The sequence below is a fragment of the Erythrobacter sp. SN021 genome, from assembly GCF_021864455.1.
Genome location: NZ_JAKKUW010000002.1, coordinates 65,202 through 80,358, shown reverse-complemented (window position 1 = coordinate 80,358; position 15,157 = coordinate 65,202). Strand labels below are relative to the sequence as shown.

Below are 15,157 nucleotides of genomic sequence, written 5' to 3'. Positions count from 1 at the left end.
GCGGCGGCGCGGCGTTCCCCGTTTCCCTTCGCAAAATATAGCGACGATATTCATGCCCGCCCGGTTCTCCGCTGCTCTGGTGATGGTGTTGTGGGCATCTTGCTATCCTTTGATAACGATTGGGCTTGATAGCGCACCTCATCTCACCTTCGCCGCGCTGCGCGCAGTGATCGCGGGGATGACGCTTGTGGGATTTGCCGCGCTGCTACGCCAACCTCTGCCGCGTGACGGGCCGACGTGGGGATGGATTTCGCTCGCGGGCTTCGGAATGACCGGGCTTGGATATTACGGTATGTTCCACGCTGCCGAGTTCGTCGCTCCGGGTCTGGCGACGGTGATCGCCAATAGCCAACCTCTCATTGCGGCGGTTCTGGCGTTTCTCCTTCTGAAGGAGCGCTTGTCCGCAAAGGGCTGGATCGGCCTCGGTATCGGTTTCCTGGGCATTGCGGTCATTGGGGCACCGCAGATCGCAGACGGAAACCGATCGTCCTCGCTCGAGGGGCTGGCTTATGTCCTGCTGGCTGCGTCGGGTGTTGCTGTGGGCAATATCGCTATCAAAAAAATCTCGAAGAAAGCCGATGCGGCTGTAGCCATGGGGCTACAACTCCTGATTGGGGCCGTTCCGCTCGCGCTTATCGCGAGCTTGACCGAAGACCCCGCAAGAATTGACTGGTCACTTCGGTTCATCGCAAGCCTTGCAGGCCTGAGCATTCCCGGAACTGCTATCGCTTTCTGGCTATGGCAATATACGCTCGGGAAGATCGAGCTTACACATGCCAATGTCTTTAGCTTTCTTGTTCCCGTGTTTGGACTGACGATTGGCGTCGCATTCTTCGGCGAGCGTGTCACGCCGCTGATGGCGCTGGGGACCGCCATCGCGACCGCAGGTGTGATATTGACGAGCGCTCGCCTGCCAAAGCCCACCCCGAACTCGGGAAACGCCGATGAGGGATCATTCCAGCGGCGAGGCGCAGTTAGCGAAGAACGAGATCAGAGCGGCATATGATGGTGAGATTTCCAGCCGGGTGTGTGCCCGGAATACTAAGAGCGTTCATCCGGTATGATCGCTGTCCCGGCTTGTCCCGCGATCACAGCCCCTAGCTCTGTCAGCGCTCCGATTGCAGCTCTTTTCCCGGTTCGAGTGACAAAATCCACCGCAGCTTGGACCTTGGGTCCCATCGATCCTGCCGGGAACTCATAGGCGTCGACTGTTCCTGGCGTTACGGACTGGATGCGTCGCTGAGTAGTTTGGCCCCAGTCGCGATAGACGGCATCAACATCCGTTGCCATCACGAGCAAATCGGCATCGAGATTGTGCGCCAGCAAAGCACTTGCCGCGTCCTTGTCAATCACCGCCTCTACCCCGACGACGAGGCCGTCCGGGCTACGGGTTACCGGAATTCCGCCGCCTCCGGCACATATCACGATAGCCGATTTGTCCAGAAGCCAGCGGATGGGAGCTATTTCTGCAATGCGCCTTGGTGCGGGGGAGGGGACAACCCGGCGAAAATTCTCGCCATCGCGTTTTATCGCCCAGCCTTTCTCGCGGGCCAAATGCTGGGCCTCGTTGTCGGCGTAAACCGGACCGACGAACTTGGTTGGGTTGCCAAAGGCGGGATCGTCCGGTTCGACCTCCACCATGGTTAGCATCGTGGCAAGCGGCTTGTCCGGCGGTAGCCGATTTCTCAGCTCCTGCTCGATCATATAACCGATCATCCCTTCGGTCTGCGCGCCGAGGACATCCAGCGGAAAGGCCTCTTCGGGTTTGTAGGCCGCTCCCTGAAGAGCCAGCAAACCTACCTGTGGTCCGTTGCCATGAGAAATGATCAGTTCGTGCTCGTCCGCGAGCGGCGCCAAGGCGGCCGCCGCAATACGGATGTTCTCGCGCTGGTTGGCTGCCGTTAGGGCTTCCCCACGCTGCAGCAGCGCATTGCCGCCAAGTGCTACAACAATCCGCATGGGGTCAATCCCCGATCGTGGCGACAAGAACTGCTTTTATCGTATGAAGCCGGTTCTCTGCCTGTTCAAATTGAATTCCTGCAGGGGATTCGAAAACGTCTTCAGTTACCTCCATTTCGGCAATTTCGAATTTTTCGAATATATCTTTTCCGACCGTGGTGTCGATATTGTGAAAGGCAGGCAGGCAATGCATGAATTTGGTCGAAGGTTTTCCACTCGCTTTCATCAGATCAGCGTTTACTTGATAGGGAGATAACAATTTGATCCGTTCTTTCCAGATCTCGTCCCGCTCGCCCATCGACACCCAGACGTCGGTGTTCACGAAATCGCATCCAGCGACAGCCTCGGCCGGGTCCTCGGTCAGCGTCAGACGCGCTCCGTATCTCTCCGCCAAAGCCTCAGCGGGGTCCAGGTAATCGCGCGATGGCCAGAGCACTTTGGGCGCCGCAATGCGGACATCCATACCCATGAGGCATCCAGCAATCATGAGGGAGTGGCCCATGTTGCTACGTGCATCACCGACAAATGCGTAGGAGATATCGGATAGCGGTTTATCGGCATGCTCGCGCATGGTCATGAGGTCGGCCAGCATTTGCGTCGGGTGGAACTCGTCGGTCAATCCGTTAAACACCGGCACTCCGGCGAAAGCCGCTAGTTCTTCGACCTTCTCTTGCCCAAACCCGCGATATTCTATCGCATCATACATGCGACCTAACACGCGCGCTGTATCCTTCATCGTTTCCTTATGCCCGATCTGGGAACCGGTGGGGCCGAGATACGTGACGCCTGCGCCCTGATCCATTGCGGCCACTTCAAAGGCGCACATGGTACGGGTCGAAGACTTCTCGAAAACAAGACAGATGTTCTTGCGCTTCAGATGTTGCTGTTCGGTGCCGGAGTATTTTGCCCGTTTAAGGTCGCGTGCCAAGTCAAGCAGATGGCGCATGGCGCGCTGATCGAAATCGAGCAGCTTCAGAAAGCTGCGGCCTTTGAGGTTGTAAGCCATAATTTCTCTCGTTCGAAAGGAGGGGAAAGTGGTGCGGGATCGAGAGATTCGGTCAAAAATCGACCGGGTCGCGCCAAACAGGGCAAGTCATGCAATGGCCACCACCACGACCGCGACCGAGCTCCGAGCCCCTGATGGTGATGACCTCGATTCCTGCCTTGCGCAGAAGCGTATTCGTCGAGGTATTTCGATCATAGGCGAGCACGACGCCAGGCTCGATGGCCACGACATTGTTTCCGTCATCCCATTGCTCGCGCTCTTGTGTGTAAGCATCGCCTCCTGTCTGGACGATGTGGAGCTTTTTCAGTCCGATTGCCTCGGCCGCAAGGGTGAAAAGATGCTTCTCTTCCTTGCGAAAATCTATTTCATTGCCGTTCCCGCCGGGTCGCAGGCTGTAGCATTGGATCTGGTCGCATACCTCGACATAGGCCGTTGCGACGTCGCGGTCGCAATGGGAAAAGACTGTGTCCAAGTGCATCGAACTACGCGCTCTGGGCAACTGGCAGGCGATGACGTGCGATGCGGCTTCGTTGCAAAACAGGGCTCTGGCGACCTGACCGACAGCCTGCGGGGAAGTGCGCTCGCCCATGCCGATGAGGACCGTCCCATTTCCCCAGGGCATCACATCGCCGCCTTCCAACGTTGCGGGTCCGTGGTCCAAATCTGGATCGCCCCACCAGATACCGTAGTCGCCTCCGGCAAAAGCTGGATGGAACTTATAGACGGCGGCAACGAGCAGAGTCTCCGGGCGTCGCGCGGGCCAGTACATCGGGTTCAGCGTCAGGCCCTTACCGATCCAACAACTGTTATCGCGAGGGAACTGTGTATTCGGCAGAGGCGGAATGACAAAGCCGTCAGGGCCGAGATAGCTTCCGAACATGTCATGCATTTCGAAGGGCAGTTCATGGACAGCGATGCCGCCGATGAGAAACACCGCCAGCTGCGCAGCCGGGAGCTCGTCGAGCCAAGCCCGCAATTCCCCGAGCATGCCGAGACCGACCTCATTTTCCGAAATGCGGCGATCAAGTAGCCAGGCCCGTCCATCGGGTATTTCCACAACCTCTTTCAGCAGATCGTGAAATTCGTATACTTCGACACCGCGGTTGCTCATCTTCATGCGGAAGTCGGCATGATCCGTGCGTGCCTCCTGAACCCATAAAACATCGTCGTAGAGCAACGCATCGGCGTTGGCCGGCGTCAGACGTGAGTGAGCTAATCCGGGTTGGCAGGTGATGACCTTGCGCAATTTGCCGATCTCGGAGTGAACGCCAAAGCCTGTCATAAAATGCGGTCCTTTCTTGGAACGGGGAATGGTGTTTCAGCCGATCAGGACGGCGAAGCTGAGCGCGCCCATGATCAACAGCGCGAGGGTGAGAAGCAGCGGCCACATGAACTTGAGCCATCGTTGGTACGGAACGCCGCCGATTGCGAGTGCGCCCATCACCACGGCGAATGAGGGATTGATCAGGTTCACCAGCCCGTTTGCAGACTGGTATGCCGTAACCACGAGCGAACGGTCCACGCCGGAGAAATCGGCAAGCGGCGCCAGCACCGGCATGCTGAGTACGGCCAAACCGGAAGAAGAGGGAACGAGAAAGGAGAGACCCAGTTCGATCCCGAACATGGTATTGATAAAGCCCACCGCACCGAGCCCGCTCAGGGCTTGCTCGCCAGCATGAAGGATGGTGTCGGTCATTTTCCCGGCATCCATGACGACCACTATTCCACGGGCAATGCCGATGATTAGCGCGACGCCCAATAGGTCCTTCGCGCCTTCCATGAATGCCTCCACAAACCCTTTTTCGCCGATCCACGTCACAACCCCGACTAGGATGGCGGCGGCGATGAACAGAGCGGACATCTTATCCATCCACCAACCCTGCGAGGAGACTCCCCAGATCATTACGCCAAATGTCGCTGCAAAGATGATGAGAGTGAGAGTCTGGGGCCAGGTCAAAGGCGCTGTCGGATCGTGATCTTCGCTCTTGAAGCGCGCCGCGATTGAATCGCTTTCGTCGGCAACGATAGATCTCGAAGGATCGCCTCGTACCTTCAGCGCGTAACGTACGACATAGGCGGAACACACAGCCCATCCCGCGACGAGGATGAAAAGGCGTAGGCCTAAACCCGAGGTAAAGGGCACACCTGCCGCGTTGGAAGCGATGACGGTGGCGAAGGGATTGATGGTTGAACCCAATACGCCCACGCCTGCACCGAGCAAGATTACCGAGACTGCAACCACGGAGTCAAACCGGGCAGCCAGCATGACCGGGATGAGAAGACCGTAAAAGGCGAGCGACTCCTCCGCCATGCCATATGTCGTTCCCCCTGCAGCGAAGAACGCCATCAAGATGGGGATCATCCAAACCTCGCGCCCCCTGAGTGCGGCCATAGCTCGCTCGATCGCGCGATCGATTGCTCCAGTTCTCGTTACAACACCGAGGAATCCGCCGAGGATGATAACGAAGAGAGCGACATCGATGGCCTGGGCTTCATAGCTGTCGGGATTGTAGAAGCCGGCGATTGGCGCGATGAAGACGTCGACAATGCCTTGCGGGTTTGAGGCAACGGGTTCGTATGTTCCAGGAACTGGAACGCTGCGGCCAAGTTCCGCATTCTCGGCCCTCTGGTATTCGCCCGCAGGCACGATCCAACTGCCCGCCGCGACCAGGGCAATGAGTACAAACAATATCGTGTATGCGGTGGGAAAGGCAAAACGCCAGGCTTTGCGGGATTCGGGAGTGCGTGCGCCATTTTTTGTCATGCTTGGGACCCTTTCAGAACGATACCGAAGCATAGAGCATCACGTGCGACCAAGTGCGGTCACCGCCCGTGAACTGCCTGGCCCCATCGCTCGGAACCATGATCGCGCCAGCGACTGACAAAAACAATTCTTCGGTTGCCTGCCAATCTACGAAAAGATTGAACTCATTGCCGAAATCTTCGTCGAGCACGCCAAGCTGACCAGGCTCGTCAAGCGTAAAATTAATCCACGAGCCGCTAAGCGAGAGACGCTCGCTTAGCGAAGCGGCGGCTTTGACCATATGCGTTTTCTGGTTCGAATTCGCGAAGATCCAGTTTCCCGTAATCTCGCCTTGATACCACTGTCCGTAATCGGTGAAGCCGTAGGCGAGAGGGACGAATCCCTCGTTCTTTACCGTTCGCGGATCATCCCCCGACACGACCGCGTAGCGATAGGTTAGCGTGGGCTCGAGAGGTACCTTGTCAAAGAGATAGTCACCTTGGACGTACCAGCCCAGACCATCATAAGTTTCGGCCCCACTCTGACGGGCGTATTCACCGGACAGTGTCAGTCCTTCCGCGAGGCCAACAGAGACCCTGACGTCATAGGTTTTAAGTTCTTCCACCGTATTTGCCGCGATGGCATCATCGAAATGCCCAACCTGGATGTACGTCAGCCCGACGGATGTTCGATCGGAAAGCGAATATTCCACATTGGCACCGCCGACATGCGCGCGTACACCGCTGCGGCCGGGATTGTTTCCCAGCCAGAATGTCTCGAAAGTGAAGCCACCATTTGAGATCTGGGCAAGCACACTGCCGCGCGACGCAGTGCGAGCACCGAGATAAAAGCCTCCGCGGTCACCGCCATCGCGGCCGCCATCCTTGATCAAGAACCCGGTCCCGATCTGATAATCAAAATCGCCAGCCTTAAGATCGAGCACGGTTCCTTGACCGAGATCGCCCCGCCAACCCAGATAGAGCTTTTCAATGGTCGTCGCCGAAGGATTGTCGAAGCCGACACCGAGGCCTTCGGCGCTTTCGCCAATGGTCTTGGTGCCTACAACTGAGACGCCGGCAGTCAGTTCTCCGCCGAGAACTTGAGGAACGGTGAGATAGAGCTGCGGTTCGATCGCGAATTCAGTCCATCCGTCGGTGTCGACGCCGATATTGGCCTCCGCCTCGCCGAACCAGGGGTTGTTCTGTATGAAAACCACGGCTGCCGCATCGAGGCCGACGTCCAGTGAGAACTCCTCTGTCTCATAAACGGTCGTTTGCGCAGCGACCTGAGCAGGCGCCATCGACATGGCGGCCAATACGAACGCCCCAAATCCGACACATCGCAAGCGGCGATAGGTGCAAATGGCCGCCCCTTGAGGTGGAGCAGGTGAGACACGAGGCGGATGGTGATTTCGGAGGTTCTGCAACTAATCGTTTCCCTGGACGAAGCCGACCGGATGGCCACTCTGCACAGGCAATGACGTCGAGACGTCCGAGACATTACGCTCTTACGTCATTTGAATCCTAAAAAAGCGGATGCGACCGGGTATCCCCAAGAACGCAATCCGCGAGCAAAGGCTACCGTCACGCCCCCTGCATGAGCATCCGCGAGACTGCTTTGCGCGCGGGGGCGAAGCGGGCAGCCCGGAAGCTTAGCTGGCGAGCGAGCAGTCCCGCGCGACGCTCGTCGGTATATAGGCCGACAATCGCGTTGGTCGCTGTATAAAGCGGCCATGTCGCAGCGCGGTGCTCGCGTTGATAGCGTCGCAAGAGATCCGAGTGGCCTGGGTCTAATCCACGCCGGAGCGCGGACTCAACAATGCGGGACAGGCATTCTGTCCCTGTCAGGCCGAGGTTGAAGCCATGCGCGGTTACCGGGTGCATACCTACTGCCGCATCGCCGACCAGCGCGGAGCGCTGCGTGATAAAGCGGTGGGCATAGGTCGTGGTGAGCGGATAGAGATGCAGCGGCGTCAGCATCCGCATCTCGCCAAAGCGCCGTGCGAAGCGGCGGGTCAGCTCCGCGCCCATCGCATCTTCATCCAGCCCGGCAAGCCGCTGCGCCTGCCCGTCCGGGAGTGTGACCACCGCCGAGGCCTGTCCCTCACCCAGGGGCAGCAAGGCCAGTGTCTGCCCGTGGTCGAACCATTCGGTGGCGACCTGCCCGTGATCGCGCTCGATGGCGACGCGCCCGACGAGCATCGACTTGCCCAGCCGGTTCATCCGGGCAGAAATGCCGAGTTGCCCGCGAATGGCCGAGAAGCGCGAATCCGCAGCGACGAGGAGCGAGGCGGCCCGGTCGCTGCCATCGTCCAGCCATATGCGTGTCTCGTTCTCGCAGGTGGCGACCCGCGCGACGCTGATCCCGCTGACCAGTTCGATGGAGGGGAACTCGCGCGCCGCCGCGAACAGGGCGCGGCGGATGTCGCAATTGGACACCAGCGAACCGAGCTGGCGCGTGCCCAATCTGCCCGGTGCGAAAGACAGGGCCAGCGGCGATGCGCCGTTGAACACACGCGCTTCGGCCAGCGGGTGGATCGCGTCCGCCCCGATCCGGTCCCACGCGCCAAGGCGTTTCAGCGCCGCTATCGAGGCATGGGTCAGGGCGATTTCGCGCCCGTCGAAAGCGGGTTCGGCAAGCTCGTCCTCAGCCTGTCGTTCCACCAGTGTCACGGCGACGCCCGCCTTGGCGAGCCCGATGGCGAGAGCAAGCCCGGCCGGGCCTGCGCCGACGATCAGCGCGGAATGGGTCATGGGTGCATATCCTTGTTTCGAAGTGGGGTCAGCGCACGGTAAGCTCCAGCGGGCTGAGCCGGGCCAGCCGCACGGTGTCGAAGGGGTGGGTATTGGGAGGCAGGTCGCCCAATGTGGGCCGATCCGGCCCGGCAATCGCTCGTTGCAGGGCATAGGTTCCGCGATAGCCGCGCCGGGAAAGGTCGCGGGCCATGTCGAGGATATCGTCCTCGCCCAGAAGATCCGAATGGATGGTGCTGCGCACTTCGACCGCGATTCGATCCTGCCCGCACAGCAGGTCGAGCGAGCGGGCGAAGCGGGCAAAGACGCTCGCCCCGGTGACCGTGCGGAATTTATGCCGGGGGGCCTTGTAGTCGAGCGCCACCCGGTCGAGCAGGTTCCTCTCGATCAAGCGCGCGATCACATCCGGCCTCAGGCCGTTGGTGTCGAGCTTGATCGCGTAATCCAGCGCTTTCACCCGGGCCATGAAGGCGGCAAGGCCGGGCCATTTGGTCGCCTCTCCGCCGGAAAAGACCACGCCTTCGAGCAGGCCCTTGCGCTTGCGCAGGAATGCCAGCGCCTGCTCCTCACCGATCGTGCCCTTGCCGGTAACGATCTGCGGATTGTGGCAATAGAGGCAGCGCATATTGCATCCGGCGATCCACAATATGCAGGCGATGCGGCCCGGATAATCGAGCATGGTGAAGGGCGTGATCGCGTGGAAGGGGGATATGGCTCGCCCCTCCACCGCCCCTTCGCCCTGCGCCGTGGCACACCGCGTCATTGTCCCCTCACTCCATCCCGGTGAAGAGGTTGCCGACACTGGCCGCATCCTCGGTGAAATGCCGCCGCGCCCGGTGCTCGCCCTGCTTGCCCTTGTTGAAGCTGTCGACCGGGCGGAAATAGCCCATCACCCGCGTCCAGACCTTGGTTCGCTCTCCGCATGTGGGGCATTCGGGCTGCTCGCCATCGAGATAGCCATGCGTGTCGCAGACCGAGAATACCGGGGTCAGTGTGACATAGGGCAGGCGGTAATTGGTCAGCACCTTCCTGAGGAAAGACCGCGCGGCATCCGCGCTCGACAGCTTTTCGCTCATGTAGAGGTGCAGCACCGTGCCGCCGGTATATTTGCATTGCAGATCGTTCTGCAGCTCCAGCGCCTCGAACGGATCGTCGGTCAGATCGACCGGGATCTGCGAGGAATTGGTGTAGTAGATATTCTCTCCGCTGCCCGCCTGGATGATATCGGGGAAGCGCTTCACATCCTCCTTGGCGAAGCGATAGGTCGTGCCTTCGGCGGGCGTGGCTTCGAGGTTGTAGAGATTGCCGGTACGCTCCTGATAGCCGACCAGCCGCTGGCGCATGTGCTCCAGAATATCGAGCGCCATGGCGATGCCGCGTTCATCGGCGAGGTCGGACGCATCGCTGGTGAAATTGCGCACCATCTCGTTCATCCCGTTGACCCCGATGGTCGAGAAATGGTTGCGCAGGAACGGCAAGTAGCGCGCGGTGTAGGGATAGAGCCCGCGATCGTACATCTGCTGCACGAAGGCGCGTTTCTTTTCCAGCGTCGAACTGGCGAGATCCATCAACCGATCGAGCTCGCGCATCAGGCTGGGCAGATCGCCTTTGAAGCGATAGCCGAGCGCGGCCATGTTGATCGTCACCACGCCCAGCGATCCGGTCATCTCCGCCGAGCCGAACAAGCCATTGCCGCGCTTCAGCAGTTCGCGAAGGTCCAGTTGCAGGCGGCAACACATGGAACGGACCGCGCCGGGGGAGTAGGCCTCCGGATTGCGCCTTCTTTCGCCGGTCTCCGGGTCGACGATGAACTGGCTGCCGATGAAGTTCTGGAAATAGGACGAACCGACCTTGGCCGCGTTGTCGAAAATGGCGGTGGCGACCTTGCTGTCCCAGTCGAAATCCTCGGTTATGTTGACCGTGGGGATGGGGAAGGTGAAGGGCTGGCCCCCGGCATCGCCTTCCGTCATTACTTCGTAATAGGCGATATTGATCATCTCCATTTCGGGTTCGAAATGGACAAAGCGCAGATCGTCGAGCGTGCGGATACCCATGTCGCGCGCCTGTGCGCGGGCGATCAGGGTATCGTCTTCGATACCGTCGAACAGATGCAGGTCGCGATAGGTGGGATAAAGATTGCGCAGGTCTTCGGGCACGACGATGTCGAGCGTGATGTTGGTGAAGGGCGACTGGCCCCAGCGCGCGGGCACGTTGAGGTTGTAGACGAACTGGCGGATCGCCTTCTTGACCTCGGTGAAGCTGAGCTGGTCGTAAAAGACATAGGGCGCGAGATAGGTGTCGAAGCTGGAGAAGGCCTGTGCGCCTGCCCATTCCGATTGCAGGATGCCGAGGAAGTTGCTCATCTGCCCCAGCGCCTCGCGGAAATGGCGCGGCGGGCGCGAGGAGACGCGGCCCGGTACGCCGTTGAACCCATCGTTCAGCAGCGCGCGCAGCGCCCACCCCGCGCAATAGCCGGTCAGGCAGTCGAGATCGTGGATATGCAGATCGGCCTGGCGATGGGCATTGCCTTCCGCCGGCGAGTAGATTTCGTCGAGCCAGAAATTGGCGATGACCTTGCCCGCGACATTGCTGACCAGGCCTGCATGCGAATAGCCGACATTGGCATTGGCCTTGATGCGCCAGTCCGCGCCCGTGATGTACTCGCCGACCGTTTCGGAGCAGTCGATCGACCGTCCGGAGAATAGCGTGTCGAGCGGAGAACCGGACAGGGAGACCGACGAGGACCCCGAAGCGGTGCTCTCCATCGAAAATTGCTTGGTGGTCATGGTCATGGCGAACTCCCTGAGTGTGAGTTGCTATCGATCGAGCCGGAGCTAACTCAATATATGGTATGATGCCGCCGCAAATATACCTCATGTGGTGCAATTTATTTGACAAATATCAAGGACAGGAATTCTTTTTCGATTAGGTGCCATCGCGCGCTCTCCTGTCCACCGACGCCATCGAGTTGAGCGGGTGAGCATCGTCATTCCAGCAGGTGGAGACAGAGCATTGCATGAGATTGCACCGGTTGCGGCCGTGGAAAACCGCCGGGCGAATGGCAGGACGCTGGCGACCGCGCTGCTCGATGCGTTGAAGGATCGCGGGGCGCGGCAGGCATTCGGTCTTCCCGGGGATTTTGTCCTGCCGTTCTTCCGGGCAGTACAGGAAAGCGGTATCCTGCCGCTTTATACGCTCAGCCACGAACCTTCGGTGGGTTACGCCGCCGATGCCGCGGGGCGGCTGGGAAGCACATTGGGCGTGGCGGTGGTGACCTATGGAGCCGGGGCTCTCAATATGGTCAATGCGGTGGCGCAGGCCTATGCGGAAAAATCGCCTATGGTCGTTATTTCTGGCGGGCCGGGAGCGGAAGAAGCGCGGATGGGGCTGGGGCTTCACCACCAGGTCAAGTCGTTGAACTCCCAGTTCGAGATCTTTCGCGAGGTGACCTGTGCTCAGGCTATCCTGAACGATCTCGATACGGCCCCTGACGAGATCGCGAGAGTGCTCGATACGGCGCTCAGCCTGTCGCGTCCGGTCTATCTCGAAGTGCCCCGCGATCTGGTCGACAGGCCGTGCAAACGCGTACCGCAGCTATCGCAGCCGCCGGTCGACGCAGGGGCGGCCCATGCCTGCGCCGCCGAGATCCTGAGCCGGTTGCAATCGGCAGAGCGTCCGGCGATCCTGATCGGCGTCGAAGCGCGGCGCTACGGTCTCGAGGGCAAGCTTGCCTCGCTATGCAGAACGCTCGGAATTCCGGTCGCGACGACGTTCATGGGCCGTGGCCTGTTCGCCGGCGAAGTGTTGCCGCTCCTCGGGACCTATCTGGGCTCCGCCGGTAAGGCGAGCATAGCCGAGACAATCGAGGGGGCCGATTGCCTGTTGATGCTGGGCGTGATCCTGAGCGACACCAATTTCGGCGTTTCGCATCGCAATGTCGATGTGCGTGCATCGATCCGGGCCTTCGACAGCGCCGTGGCGTTTTCGCACCACAATTATCCCGATATCACTCTGGAAGCTCTGGTCGATGCCCTGGCGGAGATCGCGGGTCCGATCGGAGAGGCTTCGGCGGCGGCGGCCCCTTGCTATGCGACCGGGTTGCCGTGTGACGACACCGCTCTTGAACCTTCCGACGTGGCGATGGCGCTGAACGATCTGTTCGCGGCGTCGGGAACCATGCCGATGGCTGCGGACGTCGGCGATAGCCTCTTCGTGGGGCTGGAGGTCTGCGATACCGATCTCGTCGCGCCAGGTTATTATGCGTCGATGGGCATGGGCGTGCCAGCCGCACTGGCGATTTGCGCTTCGACCGGGCGGCGGCCGGTTGCTCTGGTGGGTGATGGAGCCTTCCAGATGACCGGCTGGGAATTGGGAAATTGCCGCCGTAATGGCTGGGCGCCGATCGTTATCGTGCTCAATAACCGGAGCTGGGAAATGCTGCGCTGTTTCCAGCCGGGCCAGCCCTACCACGATCTCGACGACTGGCATTTCGCGCAGATGGCCGCGCCGCTTGGCGGGAAGGGCGTGCGGGTGACAACTCGCTCGCAATTGAAGCAGGCACTCGAGGCAGCGCGGGAGGATTCCGGGAGCTTCCAACTGATCGAAGTCATGCTTCCACGCGGAAAGACGTCGAACTCGCTGGAGAGATACTCCTCTGCCTTGCGCCAGATATCGGTGCTCAAGGACGAATGACGCGGACCGGGTGTGCGTTCCGAGATGATTCCGTTTGCAGTTTCTCCGGGGGCGTCAGACTCAGGGGTAGATCAGGAACCGTCGCCAGCGATCCGCGCCGATCCTTTCGAACCCCACCCGATCATGGAGGCGTCCCGATCTGTTGGTCCAGAATTCCATCCGGTCGGGCGTCAGCCTGAAACCCGACCAGAAGGGCGGTCGGTGAACCTCTCCCGCAGCAAAGCGGGCTGCCGTTCGCGCTATCCGGCCCGCCAGTTCGGTACGGCTTACGAGTTCTTCCGACTGGCGCGAGGCCCAGGCCCCGATCCTGCTATCGATCGGGCGCGTGGCGAAATAGCTGTCCGCCTCGCCGTCGCCGACCTGCGTTACCGCCCCCTCGATCCGGACCTGTCGGCCGAGCGGAGCCCAGTAGAAGCACAGCGAGGCCAGAGGATTGGCTTTCAGCTCCTCCGCCTTTCGACTGGACAGATTGGTATAGAACACGAACCCCGCCGGGCCGAATTCCTTGATCAGAACCATTCTGTTGGACGGTGCACCGCCGGGTGACGCGGTCGCCAGATTGACGGCGGAGGCGTCGGGAATATCGGCATGGCCCTGCGCTTCGCGATACCACGCGGCGAAGGTCGCGAAGGGATCGGCGGCGTCCTTCGCCATCCTCATAGCGATCCGCTTCCCGTGCGGCGCCAGTCTGCGAGCCGAGCCTCCGCCCGGCTGAGTTCCATGCGCGCGATGGAGCGCAGGTGAACCTCGTCGGGACCGTCCGCGATCCGCAGGGCGCGCATACCGGCATAGACTTCGGCGAGCCCGAAATCGTCCGACAGGCCGGCCGCGCCATGCGCCTGGATCGCGTGATCGACCACGCGCAGCGCGGTGCGCGGCGCGGCGACTTTTATCATAGCGATTTCCATCCGCGCAGCCTTGTTGTCGGTCCTGTCCATCGTGTCGGCGGCCTTGAGGCATAAAAGGCGCGTCATTTCGATGTCGAGCCGGGCTTCGCCCAGGCGCTGTTCCCAGATCGACTGGTCCGACAGGCGCTTGCCAAAGGCGATGCGCGCCTGCAGCCGTTCGGACATCTTGTCGATCGCCCGTTCCGCTGCGCCGATGGCTCGCATGCAATGGTGGATGCGCCCCGGACCCAGCCGGCCCTGCGCGATCTCGAAGCCGCGCCCTTCGCCCAGGATCATATTGTCCACCGGCACCCGCACGTTGCGCAGCACCACTTCGCCATGGCCGTGAGGAGCGCCATCGAAGCCGAGGACCGGAAGCATCCGCACGATCTCCACCCCGGGCGTGTCGAGCGGGACCAGCACCTGCGATTGCTGCCGGTGCCGCTCGGCCTCGGGATCGGTCTTGCCCATCACTATCGCCAGCGCACAGCGGGGGTCGCCAATGCCCGAAGACCACCATTTGCGTCCGTTGATGACATATTCGTCACCCTCGCGCCGGATCGAGGTCTGGATATTCGTCGCATCGGAAGAAGCGACGTCGGGCTCGGTCATCAGGAATGCCGAACGGATCGCGCCATCCATCAACGGCCTGAGCCAGCGCGCCTTCTGCTCGGGCGTGCCATAGCGGTGCAGGACCTCCATGTTGCCGGTATCGGGCGCCGAACAGTTGAACGCCTCGGACGCGAAGCTGACGCGTCCCATTTCCTCGGCGCACAGCGCATATTCGAAATTGCTCAGCCCCGCGCCGCGAAAATCTTCGGTATCGTGTTCGGATGGGGGCAGGAACAGGTTCCACAGCCCTTCCTGATAGGCGCGTGCCTTCAGCTCCTCGATCACCGGAGGGATCTGCCACCGCGCTGCCCCTTCCTGCCGGGCGTGGGTGTGATAGGCATTCTCGGCACGATAGACGTGGTCCTGCATGAAGGCCCGCACACGGTCGCGCCATGCGATCTGCTTGGGCGAGAGTGTGAAATCCATCCTGTTCTCCTGCGAATCCGCTGTTTGCCGTCGACCCTAGGGGGTGGTCCCGAACGCGCTTTGACCTGGGGCAAAGAAT

12 protein-coding genes are annotated in these 15,157 nt (G+C 60.6%); 2 read left to right on the top strand and 10 right to left on the bottom strand.

What is annotated here, in order from left to right; all coding sequences use genetic code 11:
• Positions 1–52: 52 nt before the first annotated feature.
• A complete protein-coding gene (locus L5849_RS04990; RefSeq protein ID WP_236924680.1) occupies positions 53–1,006 on the top strand; it encodes a DMT family transporter in 954 nt (317 codons plus the stop codon).
• 35 nt (positions 1,007–1,041) lie between these two features.
• On the opposite strand, the gene arcC is transcribed toward L5849_RS04990, so the two are convergent.
• From arcC to L5849_RS04950, 8 genes are all read right to left on the bottom strand, one after another.
• Positions 1,042–1,959, bottom strand: coding sequence for a carbamate kinase (gene arcC, locus L5849_RS04985; RefSeq protein ID WP_236924679.1), 918 nt, complete (start codon positions 1,957–1,959; stop codon positions 1,042–1,044).
• A gap of 4 nt (positions 1,960–1,963) precedes the next feature.
• The gene (gene argF / locus L5849_RS04980) at positions 1,964–2,965 is read right to left on the bottom strand and encodes an ornithine carbamoyltransferase (RefSeq protein ID WP_236924678.1); all 1,002 of its coding nucleotides are present in this window, start codon (positions 2,963–2,965) and stop codon (positions 1,964–1,966) included.
• A gap of 52 nt (positions 2,966–3,017) precedes the next feature.
• The gene (locus tag L5849_RS04975; RefSeq protein ID WP_255703938.1) at positions 3,018–4,247 is read right to left on the bottom strand and encodes an arginine deiminase; all 1,230 of its coding nucleotides are present in this window, start codon (positions 4,245–4,247) and stop codon (positions 3,018–3,020) included.
• A 36-nt stretch (positions 4,248–4,283) separates the two neighbouring features.
• Positions 4,284–5,729, bottom strand: a complete 1,446-nt coding sequence (locus L5849_RS04970) for a YfcC family protein (protein ID WP_236924676.1) — start codon at positions 5,727–5,729, stop codon at positions 4,284–4,286.
• Between the two features lie 13 nt (positions 5,730–5,742).
• Entirely contained in the window at positions 5,743–7,023 is a 1,281-nt protein-coding gene (locus L5849_RS04965) for a hypothetical protein (RefSeq protein WP_236924675.1), read from the bottom strand.
• A 268-nt stretch (positions 7,024–7,291) separates the two neighbouring features.
• A complete protein-coding gene (ubiM, locus tag L5849_RS04960; RefSeq protein WP_236924674.1) occupies positions 7,292–8,461 on the bottom strand; it encodes a 5-demethoxyubiquinol-8 5-hydroxylase UbiM in 1,170 nt (389 codons plus the stop codon).
• 28 nt (positions 8,462–8,489) lie between these two features.
• A complete protein-coding gene (locus L5849_RS04955) occupies positions 8,490–9,224 on the bottom strand; it encodes an anaerobic ribonucleoside-triphosphate reductase activating protein (protein ID WP_236924673.1) in 735 nt (244 codons plus the stop codon).
• Positions 9,225–9,231: 7 nt separating this feature from the next.
• Positions 9,232–11,253, bottom strand: a complete 2,022-nt coding sequence (locus L5849_RS04950) for a ribonucleoside triphosphate reductase (protein ID WP_236924672.1) — start codon at positions 11,251–11,253, stop codon at positions 9,232–9,234.
• Positions 11,254–11,473: 220 nt separating this feature from the next.
• Between L5849_RS04950 and ipdC the strand changes: the two genes are divergently transcribed.
• Complete coding sequence (gene ipdC / locus L5849_RS04945) at positions 11,474–13,153, top strand: indolepyruvate/phenylpyruvate decarboxylase (RefSeq protein ID WP_236924671.1); 1,680 nt, start codon at positions 11,474–11,476, stop codon at positions 13,151–13,153.
• 60 nt (positions 13,154–13,213) lie between these two features.
• Here ipdC and pdxH read toward each other — a convergent pair whose 3' ends face one another.
• Together pdxH and L5849_RS04935 are read right to left on the bottom strand one after the other, a co-directional pair.
• Entirely contained in the window at positions 13,214–13,813 is a 600-nt protein-coding gene (pdxH, locus tag L5849_RS04940) for a pyridoxamine 5'-phosphate oxidase (protein ID WP_370459132.1), read from the bottom strand.
• Entirely contained in the window at positions 13,810–15,078 is a 1,269-nt protein-coding gene (locus L5849_RS04935) for an acyl-CoA dehydrogenase family protein (RefSeq protein WP_236924670.1), read from the bottom strand. Before L5849_RS04935 ends, pdxH begins: the two co-directional genes overlap by 4 nt.
• Between the last annotated feature and the right edge of the window lie 79 nt (positions 15,079–15,157).

Coding starts and splice junctions, on each gene's coding strand:
- L5849_RS04990 (WP_236924680.1), top strand. CDS start 53: ATGCCCGCCCGGTTCTCCGCTGCTCTGGTGATGGTGTTGTGGGCATCT.
- arcC (WP_236924679.1), bottom strand. CDS start 1,959: ATGCGGATTGTTGTAGCACTTGGCGGCAATGCGCTGCTGCAGCGTGGG.
- argF (WP_236924678.1), bottom strand. CDS start 2,965: ATGGCTTACAACCTCAAAGGCCGCAGCTTTCTGAAGCTGCTCGATTTC.
- L5849_RS04975 (WP_255703938.1), bottom strand. CDS start 4,247: ATGACAGGCTTTGGCGTTCACTCCGAGATCGGCAAATTGCGCAAGGTC.
- L5849_RS04970 (WP_236924676.1), bottom strand. CDS start 5,729: ATGACAAAAAATGGCGCACGCACTCCCGAATCCCGCAAAGCCTGGCGT.
- ubiM (WP_236924674.1), bottom strand. CDS start 8,461: ATGACCCATTCCGCGCTGATCGTCGGCGCAGGCCCGGCCGGGCTTGCT.
- L5849_RS04955 (WP_236924673.1), bottom strand. CDS start 9,224: ATGACGCGGTGTGCCACGGCGCAGGGCGAAGGGGCGGTGGAGGGGCGA.
- L5849_RS04950 (WP_236924672.1), bottom strand. CDS start 11,253: ATGACCATGACCACCAAGCAATTTTCGATGGAGAGCACCGCTTCGGGG.
- pdxH (WP_370459132.1), bottom strand. CDS start 13,813: ATGAGGATGGCGAAGGACGCCGCCGATCCCTTCGCGACCTTCGCCGCG.
- L5849_RS04935 (WP_236924670.1), bottom strand. CDS start 15,078: ATGGATTTCACACTCTCGCCCAAGCAGATCGCATGGCGCGACCGTGTG.